The sequence below is a fragment of the Rathayibacter sp. VKM Ac-2759 genome, assembly GCF_009834225.1.
In the GTDB taxonomy this organism is placed as follows: domain Bacteria; phylum Actinomycetota; class Actinomycetes; order Actinomycetales; family Microbacteriaceae; genus Rathayibacter.
Genome location: NZ_CP047176.1, coordinates 776,227 through 793,774 on the forward strand (window position 1 = coordinate 776,227; position 17,548 = coordinate 793,774).

Here is a 17,548-nt window from a genome sequence, read left to right on the forward strand (position 1 = left end):
CACCGCCCCCGTCATCCCGGCCGAAGGCCCCGACGCCGACGCGCTGCTCACCGAGCTGATCGGCCGTCTCGACCTCGAGGAGAAGGTGCAGCTGCTCACCGGCCGCGACTTCTGGACCACCTGGCCGATCGAGAAGATCGGACTGCGCCGGATGCTCGTGTCCGACGGCCCCTCCGGGGTGCGCGGCGAGGTCTGGGACGAGCGCTCGCCCTCGCTCAACCTGCCCTCGGCGACCGCGCTGTCCTCCTCCTGGGACCGCTCGATCGCGAAGCGCTACGGAGCCGCCGCCGCGGTCGAGGCCCGCCGCAAGGACGTCGACGTCGTGCTCGGCCCGACGATCAACCTGCACCGCTCGCCGCTGGGCGGCCGCCACTTCGAGGGCTTCAGCGAGGATCCGGTGCTCACCGCCGACCTCGCCGCCGCTTACGTGAGCGGCGTGCAGGAGAACGGCGTCGGGGCGACTCCGAAGCACTACATCGCCAACGACTCCGAGACCGACCGCTTCACCGTCGACGTGCGCGTCGGCGACCGCGCCCTGCGCGAGCTGTACCTGCTCGCCTTCGAGCGCGCGATCGTCGAGACCCGCGCCTGGCTCGTGATGAGCTCGTACAACTCGATCAACGGGGTCACCGCGACCGAGAACGACCTGCTCGAGACTCCGCTGAACAGCGAGTGGGGCTTCGACGGGGTCGTCATCAGCGACTGGACCGCCGTGCGCTCGGTCGACAGCGCCCGCGCCGCGCAGGACCTCGTGATGCCCGGTCCCGACGGTCCGTGGGGCGCGGCGCTCGTCGCCGCCGTCCGCGCCGGAGAGATCGAGGAGTCGGTCATCGACCGCAAGGTCCGCCGGATCCTCCGCCTCGCCGCGCGCGTCGGCGCCCTCGAGGGCTTCGCTCCCGCCGTCGCCGAGCCGGTGCTCGTCGAGGACGGCCGCGCCTTCGCCCGCGAGGCCGCCGCGGCCGGCAGCGTGCTGCTGCGCAACTCCGGCGAGCTGCCGTGGGACGCGAGCGCCCTCACCTCGGTCGCCGTCATCGGCCACAACGCCCGCGAGGCCCGCACCCAGGGCGGCGGCTCGGCGACCGTGCTTCCCGAGAAGGTCGTCACGCCCCTCGACGGCGTCCGCGCCGCGCTGCCCGGCGCCCGCGTCGACTACGCGCTCGGCGCGGTCGTGCAGGACGGAGTCGCGCCCCTCGTCCTCGAGACGATCACCAACCCGGTCACGGGCGAGCCGGGGCAGCGCGTGCGCTTCCTCGACTCCTCCGGCGCCGAGCTGTTCGTCGAGGACCGCCGCGCGACCTCCCTCGTCTGGTTCGGCGGGACGGCGCCCATCGCTGCCTCGGCCCGCGTCGAGTTCTCGACGATCCTGACCCCCGCGGCCGACGCCACGGTGCGCCTCGGCTTCGCCGTCGCCGGCACCGCCCGCGTCTTCGTCGACGGCGAGCTGTTCCTCGAGGAGACGCTCTCGCCGGTCGGCAACGACCTGGGCGCCTCGCTGCTCGCACCTCCCTCGGTCTCGGCTCCGCTCACGGTCACCGAGGGCACGCCGGTCGACATCCGCATCGAGTTCGACATCGTGCACGCCGAGGGCGACCTCGACGGGGCGCTCGGCTTCACCTACGGCCTCGAGCCCGACGACACCCCGGCCGACGAGCTGATCGCGGAGGCCGTGGCGCTCGCCCGCGACGCCGACGTGGCCCTCGTGGTCGTCGGCACCAACTCCGCCGTCGAGTCGGAGGGCTACGACCGCAGCTCGCTCGACCTCCCCGGCGAGCAGGACGCGCTCGTGCGCGCCGTCGCCGCCGTCAACCCGCGCACCGTCGTGGTCGTGAACGCCGGAGCCCCGGTGCTGCTGCCATGGCGCGACGAGGTCGCGGCCGTGCTGGTCGGCTACTTCGGCGGGCAGGAGATGGGCGACGCGGTCGCCGACATCCTCCTCGGCCGCGTCGAGCCCGGCGGGCGCCTGCCCACCACCTGGCCGGCCGCGATCGAGGACGTCCCCGTGCTCTCGACGCTGCCCACCGACGGCGAGCTGCACTACGACGAGGGCATCCACATCGGCTACCGCGCCTGGCTGCGCAGCGAGGTCGAGCCGGCCTACGGCTTCGGTCACGGTCTCGGCTACACCTCGTTCGAGCTGCTCTCGGTGTCGGAGCCGGCCCCCGCGACCGCCGGAGAGGACGCCGTGCTCCTCGTCGACGTCGCCAACACCGGCGAGCGCGCGGGCAAGATCGTGCTGCAGGCCTACGCCGAGCGGCGCGACTCGGCCGTCGAGCGCCCCGTGCGCTGGCTGGTCGGCTTCGAGAGCGCGAGCGTCGAGGCCGGAGCGACCGCGCAGATCGCGGTGACCGTGCCGACGCGCCTCCTCGCCACCTGGAGCGACGGCTGGGAGTACGAGGCCGGAGCCTTCACGATCCGCGTCGGCACCTCGCTCGAGGACGTCCCGCTGGCGACCGAGCTCGAGCTGCTGGCATGACGGGCCCTGCCTCGCACGCACGGGTGGGCGCCCCGTTCCCGAATCCGCTGATCCCCGGATTCAATCCGGACCCCAGCGTGGTCGTCGTCGACGACGTCTACTACATCGTCACCTCGACCTTCGAGTACCTGCCCGGAATCCCCGTCTACCGCAGCACCGACTTCGAGACGTGGGAGCGCATCGGCAACGTCGCGACGCGCGCCGAGCAGATCGCGGTCGACGAGGTGCCGACGGGGCTCGGCGTCTGGGCGCCGACCGTCCGCCACCACGACGGGCTCTTCCACGTGATCGTGGCGGTGCCCGCGGGGCGCGGCTGCGTGGTGTTCACGGCGGAGGATCCCGCGGGGCCGTGGAGCGACGGCCTGGTCCTGCGCTCCGGGAACGGGGAGGGCCTGCAGGGCATCGACCCCGATCTCGCCTGGGACGAGGGCGGCACCGCGTACGTCACGTACTCGGGTCTGATCCTCGACGGGCCCGACGCGGGGCAGCACCTCGGGATCCAGCAGGTGCGCGTCGATCTCGCCACCGGCGCGATCCTCGAGGAGCCCCGGTCGCTGTGGTCGGGCACGGGCGGCGGCTTCCCGGAGGCGCCGCACCTGTACCGGCGCGACTCGCGGTGGTACCTGCTCATCGCCGAGGGCGGCACGGAGCGCGGGCACGGCGTCTCGATCGCCCGCGGCGACGCGCCGACCGGTCCGTTCGAGACCGCGCCGGGGAACCCGTTCCTCACGGCGCGCGGCACGACGCGGCCGGTGCAGAACACGGGGCACGGCGACCTCGTCGAGGGGCCCGACGGCTCCACGCTGCTGGTGATGCTCGGGGTGCGTCCGCGCGGCGCGACCCGCTCGTTCTCGGCGCTCGGGCGCGAGACGTTCGCGACCCGCGTCGAGTGGGTCGACGGCTGGCCGGTCGCGGAGCCGGTGGAGCTCGCGCCGCGCGGTCCGCTCCGCGACGACGTCGACTTCACGGGGCCGCTCGACTCCGGCTGGATCGGGGTGCGGCGCCTCCCCGAGTCGCTGTCGCGCGTCGAGGCCGGCGCGCTCGTGATCGCGGGGGAGGGGCGGACGCTCCGCCACCCGCAGCCGACCTTCGTGGGCCGCCGGCAGCTGACGCAGACGATGCAGGCCTCCGTCGTGGTCGACGTGCTGAGGGGCACGGGCGGACTGGCTGTCCGCTACGACGAGGACTCGTTCTACGCGATCGAGGCCGAGTCGACCGGCTCGGGGACGCGGGTGACCGCCCGCGCGGTGATCCCCTCCTTCGAGCAGGAGTGGACCGCCGAGCTGCCCGAGGGCCCGGTGACCCTGGTGCTCGAATCCGAGCGCGACGGCGGCATCGGCTTCGGACCGGGGCAGATGACGAGCGACTTCGTCGTGCTGCGCGCCGAGGCGGGCGGGGTCTCGCGGACGCTCGCGCGCGTCGACGGCCGCTACCTCACCTCCGAGACCGCGACCTCGTTCACGGGCCGGGTGCTCGGTCTCTACGCGGTGACGGGGGTGCCGGCGTTCTCGGCGTACCGCTGCTCCGGCACCGACGACTAGAGGCCTGCGTCTACCACGTTTGCTCCCTGCCGCAACCCGGTGCACTCCCAGGCGGCTCCCGAATACCGTCGAGGAAGACGACCGCAGCTGCGGATCGCCGCCATCGAAGACAGCAAGGAGCACCACCGTGCCGCAGATCATCGAGACCGTCGACGTCAACGTCCCCGTGTCCGTCGCGTACAACCAGTGGACCCAGTTCGAGGAGTTCCCGAAGTTCCTCGACGAGGTCGAGTCGATCCAGCAGGTCACCGACACGCTGACCGTCTGGAAGGTGAAGGTCGGCCCCGTCGAGCGCGAGTTCGAGGCCAACATCACCGAGCAGCACGCCGACGAGCGCGTCGCCTGGAACAGCACCGGCGGCGAGACCGACCACGCCGGCGTCGTCACCTTCCACAAGCTCTCCGACACCGAGACCCGCGTCACCGTGCAGCTCGACTGGGAGCCCACCGGATTCCTCGAGACCCTCGGCTCGCTCGTCGGCGCCGGCAGCCACGCCGTGAAGAAGGACCTCAAGAACTTCAAGGAGTACATCGAGTCGAAGGGCTCGCCGGACGGCGCCTGGCGCGGCGACGTCGAGGCCTGAGCCATGAGCGACACGAGCAGCACCGAGCCTTCGGACGACGACGGCCTCGGCACCGAGGGCACCATCCCCGACTCCGAGGAGGGCATCGCGCTCGGCGTCTCGGGCGACTCCCACTTCAACCCCGAAGAGGACCCGCCCGCCGAGGACGACCAGAAGTGAACGGCACGAAGGGCCGGGTGGAGTGATCCGCCCGGCCCTTCGTCGTGCGGCTCAGCGCCAGGCGCGCGCGTACTGCGGGGGAGCGGTCTCGACGCCCAGCTCGTGCGCCATGCGCGTCGCGGCGTGCGGGTCGCGGAGGAGCTCCCGCGCCAGGAGCACCACGTCGGCGTCGCCCGCGGCGATCACGCCCTCGGCCTGCTCCGCCGTGGTGATCAGGCCGACGGCGCCGACCGGTGCGCCGGTCGCCCGCCGCAGCTCGCGCGCGAACGGCACCTGGTAGAGCGGCCCGACGGGGATGTCGGTGCTGCGGACCAGCCCACCGGTCGACACGTCGAAGAGGTCGACGCCCGCCTCGCGCGCCCACTCCGAGACGCGGACCGTCTCTTCGAGCGTCCAGCCTCCCTCGGCCCAGTCGGTGGCCGAGAAGCGCACCAGCAGCGGCAGCTCGCCGATCTCGGCGCGCACGGCCCGCACGATCTCGAGCAGGAGGCGCGCGCGGTTCTCGAGCGAGCCGCCGTAGGAGTCGTCGCGCCGGTTCGAGAGCGGCGACAGGAACTGGTGCAGCAGGTAGCCGTGGGCGGCGTGCAGCTCGATCACGTCGAAGCCCGCCTCGACGGCGCGGCGGGCGGAGTCGCGGAACGCCTCGACGAGCGCCGGCAGCTCCTCGACGCCGAGCGCCCGCGGCTCCGCGTAGCCGTCGAAGGCGACGGCCGAGGGCGCCACGGTGTCCCAGCCGCCCTCCGCGGCGGGGACGGAGCCGCGCCCGCTCCACTCCCGGTAGGTCGACGCCTTGCGGCCCGCGTGCGCCAGCTGCACTCCGGCGAGCGCGCCCTGCGCGTGCACGAACTCGACGATCGGCGCCCACGCGTCGCGCTGGGCGTCGTCCCAGAGCCCGGTGTCCCAGGGGCTGATGCGGCCCTCGGGAGTGACGGCCGTCGCCTCCGAGATCACGACCCCGACGCCTCCGCGCGCGATCGAGCCGAGGTGCACGAGGTGCCAGCTGGTGGGCCTGCCGTCCTGCGCCTCGACCGAGTACTGGCACATCGGCGCCGCCCAGAGGCGGTTGCGCGCGGTGCGCGAGCGGAGTGTCAGCGGCTGGAAGAGAGCGGGCCCGGGAACGTCGTCAGTCATGGAGAGGGCCAACGCGACGAGCGAGCGGGGTATGCCCGTCTCAGCGCGGCCAGGTCGACCCGGGCGCGTCCTGCCACACGTCGCTCGAGGGGGCGAGCGCACCGAGCTCGTCGAACAGCGCGTCGGGGATGTCGAGGGCGTCGTCGGCGACGAAGGCGTCGTAGTGCTCGGCGGTCGTCGCGCCGACCACCGTCGTCGTCACGCGGGGATCCCGGGTGGAGAACTGCAGGGCCGCCGCCGCGAGCGGCACTCCGGCGCGCTCGCACGCGGCTCCCATCGCGGCGACCGCGTCGACGATCGCGGCGGGTGCCGGCTGGTACGCGTAGCTGCGCACCGGCTCCGGCCAGCGGGCGAGCGCGCCTCCGCCGTACACCGCGGCGTTGACCACGACGACGCCGCGCTCGACGGAGGCGTCCAGCAGCTCCTCGGACGAGCGGTCGACCAGCGTGAACCGGTTGTGGGTGATCACCGCGTCGAACAGCCCGGTCTCGACGTAGTGCAGCAGCATCGGCGCAGGTCCCCCCGAGATGCCGATGGAGAGGGCGACACCCGCCTCCTTCATGGCCACGAGCGCCTTCACGGGGCCGTCGTTGGCGAACGCCTCCTCGTACGAGATCCGCTCGGGGTCGTGCAGGTACAGAAGAGGCAGCACGTCCATCCCGAGCCGCTCGCGGCTCTCGTCGAGGCTGCGCCGCATCCGCTCGGCCGAGAAGCTGCCGGTCTCGGGGTCGCGGTCGAGCTTGGTGACCACCGTGATCCCCTCCGGGACCCCGCCGCGGGCCCGCAGCGCCTCGCCGATCAGCCGCTCGCTGTGCCCGAGGGCGTACTCGTTCGAGGTGTCGACGACCGAGACGGCGCGGTCGCCGGGGGCCGAGTCGAGGACCCGCTCGAGGGCCGGTACGCGGTCGAGGCTGCGGACGCGCTCGGAATTCCACGAGGTGCCGAGGGTGAGCCGGGTGACGGAGGCACCGGACGGGCCGAAGGGACGGAGGCTGGACTGCGATGTCATGCCGTCAGCCTCGCAGGCTCAGTGCACCAGCGTGCTCAGCCACACCACGACGACGCCGAGCAGCGTCGTGGTCAGCGTGCTGAGGAGGCGCCGCACGAGCGAGCTGCCGCGTCGCGCCGACATCACGTAGCCGAGCAGGGCCAGGATCACGACGCCCGAGCCGAGCGCGAGGTAGTAGGCCGTGTACTCCTCGACGAGGCCGAGCGGCCCGAGCGCGAGGAACAGGGCGGGCACGATCATCGCGGCGAGCATGCCGATCGAGTGCCGCGCCGTGTCGCCGATCGCCGCGAGCACGGTGCGCGCGCTCGGCTCGGTGCTCGGCCCGGTGCTCGGTCCGGTGCTGGGCAGCCGGGCGATGGTGCCGGCGTAGAGGTGCGCGACCCAGAACACGGTCACCGAGCCGAGGAGGAACAGGAGCACCTCGAGGTCGGTGTCCTTGTCCCAGCCGACCGCGATGAGCGTGATGGCCAGGACGGTGCCGTAGATCGCGCCCTCGGTGCGCATGACGGCGACGACGGCTCCGACGGTGTCGGTCTTCTGCATGGTGCTCGGCCTTCCGCTGGGCACGGGCGACCGGCGGCGGGCACGGTCTGGTGCTCACCCTAGCGAGGGCCGGTTCAGCCCGCGCGCACCGAGACGTTCTCGCCGAGGGCCGTCCACTCGAGTCCGGGTGAGTCCTCGGGGCCGGAGCCGTCCGCGTGCAGACGGATGACGTACGCGCCCGGCTTCGAGGTCTCGAGCTCGCCGCCGCCGCAGGAGGCGACCGGGTCGGTCCCGGCGATGACGATCAGGCAGCGGGTGTCGTCGTCGGCCGAGAGACCGATGTACACCTCGAGGTCCTGGGCGCTGCCCGCGTAGCGCACCGAGTCGAGGTCGATGCCGTCGTCGACGGTGCCGAGGTCGGGGAGCACGTCGCGGTCGTCCCTCGTGCGCTCGAAGTCCGAGTACGGCGTCGGTCCGGCGCATCCCGCGAGCAGCGCCGCGGCCAGGACGGCCACCGCTATCCCGCGGATCCGAGCGCTGCTGTGTGCCATCGAGGCCCCCCTTCGTGGTGCGACCACCCTAGCGACGGCGGCGGTAGGTGACGATGCTGACCCCGGAGTCGAACGGCCGGCTGTCGATGCCGGCGTCGAGTGCGGGCGTGTAGGTGTGCCACCCCATGATCACGGTGTCGAAGCGCGAGCCGTCGGCGGTGACTCGTGCACGGGACGTGGAGCGGGTTCCGCTCGCAGCCTTCCGCAGCCGTCGGTCGAGGTCACCGCCGGGTGAGCACCAGGTGCACGACTCCGCTCGGCGACGGCGTGGCCTCGACGGCGAAGCGCTGCTCGAGCCCCTCGAGTCCGTCCCAGAGGCGCTCGCCGCGGCCGAGGGCGATCGGGACGAGGACGAGGTGCAGGTGGTCGATCAGGTCGGCCTCGAGGAACTGCCGGACGGTGGCGACGCCGCCGCCGATCCGGATGTCGCGCCCGCCCGCGAGGGCGCGCGCCCGCTCGAGCGCGGTGGCGGGGTCGGCATCGACGAAGTGGAAGCTCGTGCCTCCGTCGAGCTCGATCACGGGCCTGGGGTGGTGGGTCAGGACGACGACGGGGGTGTGGAAGACGGGGTTCTCGCCCCACCAGCCGCGCCAGTCCCCGTCCTCCCACGGACCGCGCTGGGGGCCGAACTTGTTGCGTCCCATGATCTCGGCGCCGATCCCCTCCGCCCAGCCGGAGGCGAACGCGTCGTCGACGCCGACGGACCCCCGGCCTTCGCCGTGCATCCCCATCTCGCGGAACGTCCGGGTCCCGATGGCCCACTCGAGCAGCCGGTGCCCCGCATGACCGAACGGAGCGTCGAGGGTCTGTCCCTCACCGGTGCCGAAGCCGTCGAGGGAGACCGAGAAGTTGTGCACGCGGACGAGGCTCATGCGGCCATCGTCCTCCTTCAGGACGGGCAGTGCAGCTGCGTACGCTCGCCCGAGCGGTCGATCTCGTGCTGGTCCATCGGCTTCCCGCAGAGCGGGCAGCGCGGGTCCGCGGTGGGGACGTACGGCGCCTCCGGAGAGCCGGTCCCGATGTGCGCGGGGCCGGTGAAGCTGTAGATGATGCGGTTGAACCTGTTGTAGAAGCCGGGCTTCCCGTCGAAGGGGTTCATCGGGTTCGGCGTCCTTCGTGTCATAACCCTTAGTATACTAAGCAATCGTGACGACCACCTCGGAGATCCTGGATCCGCTCGCGCTCGACCGTCAGCTCTGCTTCGCACTGGCCGTCGCGTCCCGCACCGTGATCGGTGCGTACAAGCCGATCCTCGAGCCGCTCGGCCTCACGCATCCGCAGTACCTCGTGATGCTCGCCCTCTGGGAGCGCGAGCCGCGCTCGCTCTCGGACCTCGCCGAGGTGCTCCGCCTCGAGCCCGCGACGCTCTCGCCGCTGATCAAGCGCCTCGAGGCGGCCGGCCTCGCGACCCGCGCCCGCGACCCGCGCGACGAGCGGCTGCTCGCGGTCCGCCTCACGCCCGCGGGGCGGGAGCTGCGCGCCCGGGCCGAGCAGGTGCCTCCGCAGATCGTCGCCGCGCTCGGCGTCGACCTCGACGAGCTGCTCGAGCTCCAGGCGCGCCTGACGGCCGTCATCGAGCGGATCGCGCCGGTCTGACGTCCCGCCCGATCGACACCGCCGCGGCGGACGGCACCGGGCGCCTCCACCACGTCGTCAGAGGACGATGACCCCGTCGATCACGCCCTGGGCGATGTCGGTGACCCGGGCCTGGCGCGAGCGGGCGCGCTGGCGCAGGATCGCCCACGCCGCCTCCATGTCGACGTTGCGGCTGTGCGCGATGACGCCCTTCGCCTGCTCGATGAGCACGCGTGCGTCGAGGGCGTGCTGCAGCTGGTCGCGCGCGAGTGACGCTTCGCGGACGGCGCGCTCCTGCACGAGGCCGATGGTCGCGACGTCGGCGATCGTCTGGGCGGCGGGGACGTCGTCGGGGTCGAGCCTGCCCGGCTTGTCGCGGAAGAAGTTGAGCGAGCCGATCGTCTGGCGGCGCAGTCGCAGCGGCACCGCGTGCACCGAGTGGTAGCCGGAGTCGCGCACGCCGTGGGCGAAGGCCGGCCAGCGCGTCATGATCTCCTCGAGGGAGCCGGCGGTGACGACCGCGCCCTGCTCGTACGACTCGACGCACGGCCCCTCGCCCGCCGAGAGCTGCAGGGCCTCGATGAGGCGGAGGCGCTCGTTGGTCGAGGCCATCACCACCAGCTGGCCGTGACCGTCGGCGAGGACGATCCCGACGTCGACGGCGTCGAAGATGGCGGCGCACCGGTCGACGAGATCGTGCAGGAAGTCGACGACGTCGAAGTCGTCGACCAGGGTGTCGGCGACGACGGTCAGAGTCTCGAGGAGCATCCGCTCGCGCACGGAACCAGCCATGGGGTCATCCTACTTTCGGGTCTGTTCCGCCGCGGTCGGGCGAGAAGTCGAGCTGCCGCGCCACGATCAGGCCGGCGACGTCGCGCACGCTCAGTCCCGACGTGTACGAGTAGACGCGGATCGTGAGCAGCGCCTCATCGGGGGTCGACCCCGTCTGGGCGATCACCATCCCCGTCGCCTGGTGCACTTCGCGGCGCGACAGGGAGGGATCGCGGACGACGACTCCGCTGTCGGCCTCGTCGAGCGCGCGGGCGACCACCGAGCGGGCGAGCAGGGTCGACAGGTTCGTCGCCAGCCGCAGCTGCTCTGCCTCGAGCTGCACGGCGGCGTCGCTGTAGAGCGAGACGGCTCCGATGCTCAGCGTGCCGACGAGAAGGGGGACGGCGAGCACCGAGCACACCCCGACCCGGGTCAGCGTCGAGGCGAAGAAGGGCCAGATCTCGCGGTCGTCGTCCACGCGCATGCTCACGGGCCGCAGGCTCCGGTACGCGCTCCAGCCCGGACCTTCGCCGAGGTCGATCTGGGCGCCGTCGAGCTCTGCCGCGCGCGTGCTGCTGGCGACCAGCGTCTCGACCTCGAAGGGCCGGCCGAGGGCGGAGGCGGCGGCGTCCTGGACAGGCAGCAGGGTCACGAAGGACATCAGCAGCGAGCCGAGGTCGCGCTCGGATCCACCTCCGGGAGCGGGAGAGATTTCGCCGATCACGAGACACGACCGATCACGAGAGAAGACGGTAGCGGGCTTGCGGGGCAGGGAGCACGGGAACCTTCGATCATCGTTCGATGACGTAACTCCGCGGTCTCAGGGCGCGCACGCTGCCGAGATTCTACCCCGCGATCCGAGTCCACGGCCGGATGCGGCCCGGCTCCCGGGAAAAGGCCCTGGTGCCGGCACGCGGTCTGGTCTAACGTGTCGGTCGGCGGCCCTGACCCTGTTGCCGACGTCTCGGACGACGATCGATCAGGGGGCAGGCCGATGTCGCACTCACGCAGGATCCCGACCGCACCGGTTCTCGGGCGGCGGTCCTCCCGCGTCCTTCGGGTCGACGTCCTCGAGGACGACTCCACGATGGAGGGCGCGCTCGTCGGGCTCCTCATCGCACTGCGCGTCCCGGGTGCCATCGACGCGGGTCTCGCCGCCGCGGTCTCGGCGCACGCCCGAAGTCTCCGGGCCCGGCTCGGCGAGTCCCGCGTCCTCAGAGGGTCGGCCTTCGACGGCCGCATCACCGTGGTCGAGGGCGTGCCCCTCGCGCCGGTGGCCGGGCGGCAGGACTGCGCCTAGCGGGGGCGCGTCTTCAGCGGCACCGCCGGCAGCCCGGCGAGCGCGGGGGCGACGAGGCCGATGACGTCCGAGTAGTGCTCGTCGTCACCGGAGCGCACGAACGACCAGCACTTGAGCGAGGCGGGCCGGTCGCGCAGCGGCAGCGGGCTGGCTTCCACCGCGATGACGGAGGCGGAGCGGTGCACCACGCGGACCGGGATGCTCCGGCGCCGTCCGCCGACGGTGTGCGCGGCGGTGGCACGGAGGCGGCCGCCCTGGCGGTCCACTCCGATCGAGAGCACGGAGCCGAAGTCCTCCGAGGCCGCGCCCATCCCGATCTGGAAGTCGGTTCCGGGCTCGTCGAGCAGGAACACGACGTCGAGTCCGCGGGGGTGGCGGATCGCGAACGTCGCCGTCAGCACGCCGCGGCCCAGGGTGTGCGCGTGCGCGTGGGCGTCGTCGAGGTGCTGTCGTGCGTCGTGCTCCTGCATGCGGGTCTCCTCCGAGGCTCTCCGCCCACGTTAGGGGCACTTCGCCGGGGGGTGCGCCCGAGCGCGTTCTGCGGCCGGAGCCGCTGTCACGCCTAGGCTCGCCCCGTGACCGACGAACACGATCTCGCCTCGCTGCCCACGCCGGCGCTCCTCCTCGACGAGGCGGTCCTCGACCGCGACATCGCCGCCACCGCCGCCTCGGCGCGCGAGCGCGGGCTGGCGCTGCGTCCGCACGCCAAGACCCACAAGTCGGTCGAGATCGCGCGGAGGCAGATCGCGGCCGGCGCGGTCGGCCTCACCGTCGCGACCGTGTCGGAGGCCGAGGTGTTCGCCGCGGGCGGCGTCCGCGATCTCTTCATCGCCTACCCGCTCTGGCTCGATGCGGAGCGCGCCGCGCGCCTGCGCGGGGTGCTCGCGACGGCGCGGGTGCGCGTGGGCGTCGACTCCGCCGAGTCGGCCGTCCGTCTGGCCGCCGCGGTCCCGGAGGAGGAGCGCACGGCCCTCGAGGTGATCGTCGAGATCGACTCGGGGCACCACCGCAGCGGTGTCCTGCCCCGCGAGGCCGGAGCCGTCGCGGCCGCGGCCGTCGCCGCCGGCCTCGACGTCGCCGGCGTCTTCACCTTCCCCGGCCACAGCTACGCCCTCGACCAGCGTGCCGCCGCGGCCCGCGACGAGGCCGAGGCGCTCGCCGCCGCCGTCGGCTCTCTCGCGGAGTCCGGCGTTCGGGCGCGCGTGGTGAGCGGCGGCTCGACCCCCTCGGCCGCCTTCGCCGACGCGGGAGTGCTGACCGAGCTGCGCCCCGGCGTCTCGGCCCTCGGCGACGCCCAGCAGTGGGAGATCGGCACCATGGGCGTCGAGTCGATCGCGGTCACCGTGCTCTCGACGATCGTCTCGCGCCGCGGCGACCACCTCATCGCCGACGCCGGCAGCAAGGTGCTCTCCTCCGATCGGGGCGCCGCCTCCACCGGCTTCGGGCGTCTCCCCGCGTTCCCCGAGGCGCGCATCACCGTGCTGTCGGAGCACCACGCGACGATCACGGGCGTCGACCTGCCCCTCGGCACGCGGATCCGGATCGCCCCGAACCACGTGTGCACCGCCGTGAACCTCGCCGACGAGTACCGCGTGCTCCTCGCCGGCGGAGGCATCGCCTCCTGGCCCGTCGACGCCCGCGGCCGCAACACCTGACGCCGGTCGCCCCGCTCAGGTCTGCGCGCGCCGCGAGATCCGGAGGCCGACGAGCGAGCTGAGCCCGAGCAGCACGAAGGCCGAGGCGAACGCCGCGGTGGGCGAGGCGGCGTCGGCGAGCGCGCCCGCGAGCAGCGGGCCGACCACTCCGCCGAGATCGGAGGCCGCCTGGAAGACCGAGACCGGCCGGCCACCGCGCTCGCCGGCCGCGTCGCCCACGAGCGCACCGGGTGCCGTGCCCATGAACGCGGCGGCGGCTCCGTAGGCGCAGAGCAGCACGACCAGCAGCCACAGCTCGCCGACCAGCGGCATCGCCAGCATCGCGACCGCCGCGACCGCGAAGCCTCCGATCAGCGCGGGCCGCCGGCCGACCGTGTCGACGAAGCGGCCGGCCGGGGCGAGCGCGAGCGTCTGCACGACCGCGGCGATCGCGAAGGCGATGCCCGTCCAGGCCGGATCGCCGCCGAGCCCCTCGACGACGAGCACGGGCACCAGCGTCGCCCGCACCCCCATCGCCGACCAGCCGAGGGCGAAGTTCGCGAGCACCGCGCTCTGGTAGCGGCGGTCGCGGGCGACCTCGCGCAGCGGCTTCACCGTCGCCGGAGCGGCCGCGGCCGCGTCCCGGTCGGGTCGGCGCAGCAGCACCAGCCCGACCAGGCCCGCGACGGCGAGGGTGCCCGCGTAGAAGGAGAAGGGAGCGGTCAGCGAGATCGCGCTGAGCACGCCTCCGATCGCGGGCCCCGCCATGCCGCCGAGCAGGAACCCGCCCTGGTAGAAGCCGATCGCGCGCCCCCGCCGCTCCGGAGCGGCGGTGCGCAGGAGGAGCGTCATCGCCGCGACCGAGAACATCGCCGAGCCGACTCCGCCCGCCCCGCGCAGCAGCAGCAGATGCGCGTAGTCACCGGCCAGCCCGACCAGCGCACTCGAGACGGCGACGATCCCGATACCCGTGGCGAGCACCACGCGCTCGCCGAAGCGGTCGACGAGCGGCCCGACGAACGGATTCGCGACCAGCCGCATCAGCGCGAACGCCGAGACGACGGCGCCCACCTCGACGTAGCCGACGCCGAAGCTCCGCACGAAGACGGGCAGCACCGGCACGACCACGCCGAACCCGAGCATCACGAAGAACGCGACGATGCCGAGGACCTTCACCTCGCGGGGGAGTCGCTCCGCGTCGTCACGGGACTTCCACGGAGAACGCACCCACCGACGCTACCCCGTGCGGTGAGCTCGACCCGTCGCACCTGAGCCGCGCATCCCGCGCCAGCGGTTCCCCTGTCTCGCTGCAGTGCATAGCGTCGTTATGTGTGAGTAATGCTCACTATCAACAGGGTTTGACGAGTCCGACTGATGCGGCTCGACTACCAAGGACGGTGCGTGAAGTGGTACACCGGAACGTCGACGTGTTGCCACATCTACGAGACCAACCAGCCCGAGTATCGGAAGAAAGCCTGCGCAGTCTGGGCCGCGACGGGACACATGTACGTGGAAGGCTAGGTCTCTCGTGGCACTGATGAGGAGGACCGGAGCGGTACTGCTCACGGTTCCGGTGCTCCTCGTCAGTGGGTGTGCACTGCCCGGAGGCAAGCAGGACGAGTCACTGTGCGCTCCCCTGGAGGAGTCGTGGAACGCCTTCGCAGCAGACCCGACGATCGTCAACCGTTCGTCTTTCGAGGATGCTCTGAACGCCTTCGCCTACGACTCCTCCACCTCGACGTCGACCGATGCGGCGCGCCTGGCCGAGCAGAACCTTCTCGACGGCCTCGCGGGCGACAGGACGACCAGCCGATACTTCTGGAACTCACTCGATCTCGTCGCGGCCGAGTGTGCCGAGGTGGGAGAGGCGCTCTCCTTCGACCGGCACGGGGAGCCTCTCCAGACCATCGCAGGCAGCGGCGCGGATCAGGTGACGGGCGGAACCATCGGCGCCATGACGTCCATGCGTTGACCCGCGCACCACGAAGAACGCGACGATGCGCTACCCCGTGGCGAGCGCGGGCCGGAGGGTCAGTCGGCGAGCGGCACGATCGACGCGAGGATGCCGGGGTAGCTCACGTAGTAGAGGACGTCGTCGTCGTGCACGACGCCGCGGCCCGGGTAGCTGTCGTCGGTGCCGTCGGGGCCGTTGAGAAATCCCGCGGCGGATGCGTCGTCGGCGACGAAGCCCTCGGCGAGCAGCGCGGTCTGCCGCTCGGTCCACTCGTCGTCGTCCACGGCGAGCTGGCCGACGACGACCGAGACGTCGCCCTGGCCGGTCCACCGGCAGAGGACGCCGTCGGCGGCGATCTCCTGCACGATCGGGTAGTCGAAGTCGAAGGCCGTGGCCTCGGCGGCGAGCGTCAGCCCGTCGTCCGTCAGCGAGGCGACCTCCTCCTGGGTCAGCAGCTGGTCGCACACGGTGAGCGCAGCGGCCGTCGCGGTCGGCAGTGGAGCGTCGTCCGCAGTCGGCGTCGCCGTGGCGGGTGCGGTCGCCGCCGCAGTGGCCGTCGGTGTCGTCGCGGGTGCCGCCGCCGTGCATCCCGCCAGAGCGAGCGCCACCGCCGTCGCTCCCAACGCCAGTCCTGTGGTCGTCCGTCCCATCGTGAACCCCTCGTTCCCAGGGCGGCCGATCCGAGCCCCTCGTCCGAGCCTAGGCGCGGGCTCAGGGGATCCCGCGCCGCGCAGGTGGTGCGCCACATCGGGCCACCCCGACGCGGAGCGCCCGGGCAGCCCGATCGGCACGGTCGCCCGTGCGGTGAGTGCCGGCTACTCGGTGCCGATGCGGCCGTCGACGGCCGAGACCGCGCCGTCGATCTGCTCGTCGAAGCGGCCGCCGGTCGCGGATCCCGCGGCGTCGGCGCCCTTCTCGAGCAGGTCGTCGCTGACCTGCTCCGCCTGCTCGCTGTGGAGCGCCTCCTGCGCCTTCTCGCTCCCCAGGAGCTCGCTCGCCGTGCCTGCCAGGTCGTTCAGATCCATGGTCGTCGTCCTCTCGTGGTGCGCGTGCCGTGGTCGACCGCGTCGGAGAGAGGACGCTCTTGCGCTCGTCATCGTCACGACCAGGCGCGCTCCGAGCCCGGAGGTGGCGCGCCCGGGCGGGCCCGCGAAGGCCGTGCGCGGAATGCCACTGCCACGGCGATGTTGTCCTCAGGGATGACTTCCGCAGCAGAACAGCCCCTCTCCTCCTCGTCCCGCGCCCTCGTGGTCGGCGCCACCGGTATCGGGGGCTCCGCCCTCGTCGACCTGCTCACCGAGCGCGGCTGGCCCGTCACCGCCCTCTCGCGCCGGCCGATCGCCGATCGCCCCGGCGTCACTCCGCTCTCGGCCGACCTGCGCTCGGCCGACGACCTGGCCCGCGTGCTCGTCGACGAACGGCCGACCCACGTCTTCTTCACCGCCTGGTCGCGTCAGGCGACCGAGGAGGAGAACATCGAGGTCAACGGCGGCATGGTCCGCGATCTGCTCGCCGCGCTCTCGCACGCGCCGCTCCAGCACGTCGCCCTGGTCACCGGTCTCAAGCACTACCTCGGCCCGTTCGAGGCGTACGGGCAGGGCGCGATGCCCGACACCCCGTTCCACGAGGAGGAGGCGCGGCTCGACGCCCCGAACTTCTACTACGCGCAGGAGGACGAGCTCTTCGCCGCCGCCGAGCGCGACTCGTTCACCTGGTCGGTCCACCGCTCGCACACCGTGATCGGCCACGCCGTCGGCAACGCGATGAACATGGGACTCACCCTCGCCGTCGCCGCGTCGATCCACCGTGCGCAGGGCACGCCCTTCGTGTTCCCCGGCTCGCTCACGCAGTGGAACGGCCTCACCGACATGACCGACTCGACGGTCCTCGCCGAGCAGATGCTCTGGGCGGCGACCACGGAGGCGGGCCGCGACCAGGCCTTCAACGTCGTCAACGGCGACGTGTTCCGCTGGCGCTGGATGTGGTCGCGGATCGCCGAGCACTTCGGAGTCGAGCCCGTCGGGCCCGGCGAGGAGCCGCAGCCGCTGGAGCAGCAGATGAGCGGCGCCGGCGAGACCTGGCAGCGGCTCGTCCGCGAGCACGACCTCGTCGAGCCCGACCTCGAGCGCGTCGCCTCGTGGTGGCACACCGACGCCGACCTCGGCCGGAAGATCGAGGTCGTCACCGACATCAGCAAGTCGCGCCTCGCCGGCTTCACGCTGCACCACCGCACGGTCGACTCGTTCACGGCGCTCTTCGACCGCTACCGGGCGGAGCGACTGATCCCGTAGCCCCGGCCGGTCGCCCGCCCGACGCCCGCCGGACACCCGGGCGACACCCTGCGTCTCCCCGCTCTCCCTAGCGTCACGGCATGGCGGAGGCGG

The 17,548-nt window shown here is 72.8% G+C and carries 21 protein-coding genes; 9 read left to right on the top strand and 12 right to left on the bottom strand.

Annotated elements, in window-relative coordinates:
• Positions 1–151: 151 nt before the first annotated feature.
• The 4 genes from GSU68_RS03530 to GSU68_RS19605 all read left to right on the top strand — a co-directional run bounded on the left by GSU68_RS03530 (position 152) and on the right by GSU68_RS19605 (position 4,756).
• Complete coding sequence (locus tag GSU68_RS03530; RefSeq protein ID WP_244259449.1) at positions 152–2,473, top strand: glycoside hydrolase family 3 C-terminal domain-containing protein; 2,322 nt, start codon at positions 152–154, stop codon at positions 2,471–2,473.
• Entirely contained in the window at positions 2,470–4,014 is a 1,545-nt protein-coding gene (locus GSU68_RS03535) for a glycoside hydrolase family 43 protein (protein WP_159905728.1), read from the top strand. The genes GSU68_RS03530 and GSU68_RS03535 overlap by 4 nt, the downstream gene beginning before the upstream one ends.
• A gap of 127 nt (positions 4,015–4,141) precedes the next feature.
• Positions 4,142–4,597, top strand: coding sequence for an SRPBCC family protein (locus GSU68_RS03540; protein WP_159905729.1), 456 nt, complete (start codon positions 4,142–4,144; stop codon positions 4,595–4,597).
• 3 nt (positions 4,598–4,600) lie between these two features.
• Positions 4,601–4,756, top strand: coding sequence for a hypothetical protein (locus GSU68_RS19605; protein WP_167305274.1), 156 nt, complete (start codon positions 4,601–4,603; stop codon positions 4,754–4,756).
• Positions 4,757–4,807: 51 nt separating this feature from the next.
• Here the strand turns inward: GSU68_RS19605 and GSU68_RS03545 are convergent, their stop codons facing one another.
• From GSU68_RS03545 to GSU68_RS03570, 6 genes are all read right to left on the bottom strand, one after another.
• Positions 4,808–5,887 carry an NADH:flavin oxidoreductase/NADH oxidase gene (locus tag GSU68_RS03545; RefSeq protein WP_159905730.1) on the bottom strand — a complete coding sequence of 360 codons (1,080 nt, stop codon included), beginning with the start codon at positions 5,885–5,887 and terminating at the stop codon, positions 4,808–4,810.
• A 40-nt stretch (positions 5,888–5,927) separates the two neighbouring features.
• Positions 5,928–6,896: an aldo/keto reductase gene (locus tag GSU68_RS03550; RefSeq protein ID WP_159905731.1), complete on the bottom strand. Its 969-nt coding sequence runs from the start codon at positions 6,894–6,896 to the stop codon at positions 5,928–5,930.
• An 18-nt stretch (positions 6,897–6,914) separates the two neighbouring features.
• The gene (locus GSU68_RS03555; RefSeq protein ID WP_159905732.1) at positions 6,915–7,439 is read right to left on the bottom strand and encodes a hypothetical protein; all 525 of its coding nucleotides are present in this window, start codon (positions 7,437–7,439) and stop codon (positions 6,915–6,917) included.
• Between the two features lie 74 nt (positions 7,440–7,513).
• Entirely contained in the window at positions 7,514–7,930 is a 417-nt protein-coding gene (locus tag GSU68_RS03560; RefSeq protein WP_159905733.1) for a hypothetical protein, read from the bottom strand.
• A gap of 221 nt (positions 7,931–8,151) precedes the next feature.
• Positions 8,152–8,802, bottom strand: a complete 651-nt coding sequence (locus GSU68_RS03565) for a dihydrofolate reductase family protein (protein ID WP_159905734.1) — start codon at positions 8,800–8,802, stop codon at positions 8,152–8,154.
• Between the two features lie 17 nt (positions 8,803–8,819).
• The gene (locus GSU68_RS03570; RefSeq protein WP_159905735.1) at positions 8,820–9,053 is read right to left on the bottom strand and encodes a hypothetical protein; all 234 of its coding nucleotides are present in this window, start codon (positions 9,051–9,053) and stop codon (positions 8,820–8,822) included.
• A 23-nt stretch (positions 9,054–9,076) separates the two neighbouring features.
• On the opposite strand from GSU68_RS03570, the gene GSU68_RS03575 reads away from it, so the two are divergent.
• Positions 9,077–9,526: a MarR family transcriptional regulator gene (locus GSU68_RS03575; RefSeq protein ID WP_244259375.1), complete on the top strand. Its 450-nt coding sequence runs from the start codon at positions 9,077–9,079 to the stop codon at positions 9,524–9,526.
• Positions 9,527–9,583: 57 nt separating this feature from the next.
• Here GSU68_RS03575 and GSU68_RS03580 read toward each other — a convergent pair whose 3' ends face one another.
• Positions 9,584–10,297, bottom strand: coding sequence for a GAF and ANTAR domain-containing protein (locus GSU68_RS03580; protein ID WP_159905736.1), 714 nt, complete (start codon positions 10,295–10,297; stop codon positions 9,584–9,586).
• 4 nt (positions 10,298–10,301) lie between these two features.
• On the bottom strand, positions 10,302–10,937 hold the full coding sequence (locus GSU68_RS03585) for a GAF and ANTAR domain-containing protein (RefSeq protein WP_159905737.1): 636 nt from the start codon (positions 10,935–10,937) through the stop codon (positions 10,302–10,304).
• 333 nt (positions 10,938–11,270) lie between these two features.
• Between GSU68_RS03585 and GSU68_RS03590 the strand changes: the two genes are divergently transcribed.
• On the top strand, positions 11,271–11,576 hold the full coding sequence (locus GSU68_RS03590) for a hypothetical protein (RefSeq protein WP_159905738.1): 306 nt from the start codon (positions 11,271–11,273) through the stop codon (positions 11,574–11,576).
• Here the strand turns inward: GSU68_RS03590 and GSU68_RS03595 are convergent.
• Positions 11,573–12,046 carry a hypothetical protein gene (locus GSU68_RS03595; RefSeq protein ID WP_159905739.1) on the bottom strand — a complete coding sequence of 158 codons (474 nt, stop codon included), beginning with the start codon at positions 12,044–12,046 and terminating at the stop codon, positions 11,573–11,575. The two genes, GSU68_RS03590 and GSU68_RS03595, sit on opposite strands and share 4 nt — an antisense overlap.
• A 105-nt stretch (positions 12,047–12,151) precedes the next feature.
• On the opposite strand from GSU68_RS03595, the gene GSU68_RS03600 reads away from it, so the two are divergent.
• The gene (locus GSU68_RS03600; protein ID WP_244259376.1) at positions 12,152–13,231 is read left to right on the top strand and encodes an alanine racemase; all 1,080 of its coding nucleotides are present in this window, start codon (positions 12,152–12,154) and stop codon (positions 13,229–13,231) included.
• 15 nt (positions 13,232–13,246) lie between these two features.
• Here the strand turns inward: GSU68_RS03600 and GSU68_RS03605 are convergent, their stop codons facing one another.
• Positions 13,247–14,437, bottom strand: coding sequence for an MFS transporter (locus tag GSU68_RS03605; protein ID WP_244259377.1), 1,191 nt, complete (start codon positions 14,435–14,437; stop codon positions 13,247–13,249).
• Positions 14,438–14,738: 301 nt separating this feature from the next.
• Between GSU68_RS03605 and GSU68_RS03610 the strand changes: the two genes are divergently transcribed.
• Positions 14,739–15,182 carry a hypothetical protein gene (locus GSU68_RS03610; RefSeq protein ID WP_159905740.1) on the top strand — a complete coding sequence of 148 codons (444 nt, stop codon included), beginning with the start codon at positions 14,739–14,741 and terminating at the stop codon, positions 15,180–15,182.
• 59 nt (positions 15,183–15,241) lie between these two features.
• Here GSU68_RS03610 and GSU68_RS03615 read toward each other — a convergent pair whose 3' ends face one another.
• Complete coding sequence (locus GSU68_RS03615) at positions 15,242–15,814, bottom strand: hypothetical protein (protein ID WP_159905741.1); 573 nt, start codon at positions 15,812–15,814, stop codon at positions 15,242–15,244.
• 165 nt (positions 15,815–15,979) lie between these two features.
• Positions 15,980–16,189, bottom strand: coding sequence for an antitoxin (locus tag GSU68_RS03620; protein ID WP_159905742.1), 210 nt, complete (start codon positions 16,187–16,189; stop codon positions 15,980–15,982).
• A 174-nt stretch (positions 16,190–16,363) separates the two neighbouring features.
• On the opposite strand from GSU68_RS03620, the gene GSU68_RS03625 reads away from it, so the two are divergent.
• Positions 16,364–17,455: an SDR family oxidoreductase gene (locus GSU68_RS03625; RefSeq protein WP_159905743.1), complete on the top strand. Its 1,092-nt coding sequence runs from the start codon at positions 16,364–16,366 to the stop codon at positions 17,453–17,455.
• Positions 17,456–17,548: the final 93 nt, after the last annotated feature.

Bases quoted from the DNA above. Each gene is read 5' to 3' on its own strand.
- GSU68_RS03530 (WP_244259449.1), top strand. From the start codon at position 152: ATGCTCGTGTCCGACGGCCCCTCCGGGGTGCGCGGCGAGGTCTGGGAC.
- GSU68_RS03535 (WP_159905728.1), top strand. From the start codon at position 2,470: ATGACGGGCCCTGCCTCGCACGCACGGGTGGGCGCCCCGTTCCCGAAT.
- GSU68_RS19605 (WP_167305274.1), top strand. From the start codon at position 4,601: ATGAGCGACACGAGCAGCACCGAGCCTTCGGACGACGACGGCCTCGGC.
- GSU68_RS03545 (WP_159905730.1), bottom strand. From the start codon at position 5,887: ATGACTGACGACGTTCCCGGGCCCGCTCTCTTCCAGCCGCTGACACTC.
- GSU68_RS03550 (WP_159905731.1), bottom strand. From the start codon at position 6,896: ATGACATCGCAGTCCAGCCTCCGTCCCTTCGGCCCGTCCGGTGCCTCC.
- GSU68_RS03555 (WP_159905732.1), bottom strand. From the start codon at position 7,439: ATGCAGAAGACCGACACCGTCGGAGCCGTCGTCGCCGTCATGCGCACC.
- GSU68_RS03560 (WP_159905733.1), bottom strand. From the start codon at position 7,930: ATGGCACACAGCAGCGCTCGGATCCGCGGGATAGCGGTGGCCGTCCTG.
- GSU68_RS03565 (WP_159905734.1), bottom strand. From the start codon at position 8,802: ATGAGCCTCGTCCGCGTGCACAACTTCTCGGTCTCCCTCGACGGCTTC.
- GSU68_RS03570 (WP_159905735.1), bottom strand. From the start codon at position 9,053: ATGACACGAAGGACGCCGAACCCGATGAACCCCTTCGACGGGAAGCCC.
- GSU68_RS03580 (WP_159905736.1), bottom strand. From the start codon at position 10,297: ATGGCTGGTTCCGTGCGCGAGCGGATGCTCCTCGAGACTCTGACCGTC.
- GSU68_RS03585 (WP_159905737.1), bottom strand. From the start codon at position 10,937: ATGTCCTTCGTGACCCTGCTGCCTGTCCAGGACGCCGCCGCCTCCGCC.
- GSU68_RS03590 (WP_159905738.1), top strand. From the start codon at position 11,271: ATGTCGCACTCACGCAGGATCCCGACCGCACCGGTTCTCGGGCGGCGG.
- GSU68_RS03595 (WP_159905739.1), bottom strand. From the start codon at position 12,046: ATGCAGGAGCACGACGCACGACAGCACCTCGACGACGCCCACGCGCAC.
- GSU68_RS03615 (WP_159905741.1), bottom strand. From the start codon at position 15,814: ATGGGACGGACGACCACAGGACTGGCGTTGGGAGCGACGGCGGTGGCG.
- GSU68_RS03620 (WP_159905742.1), bottom strand. From the start codon at position 16,189: ATGGATCTGAACGACCTGGCAGGCACGGCGAGCGAGCTCCTGGGGAGC.
- GSU68_RS03625 (WP_159905743.1), top strand. From the start codon at position 16,364: ATGACTTCCGCAGCAGAACAGCCCCTCTCCTCCTCGTCCCGCGCCCTC.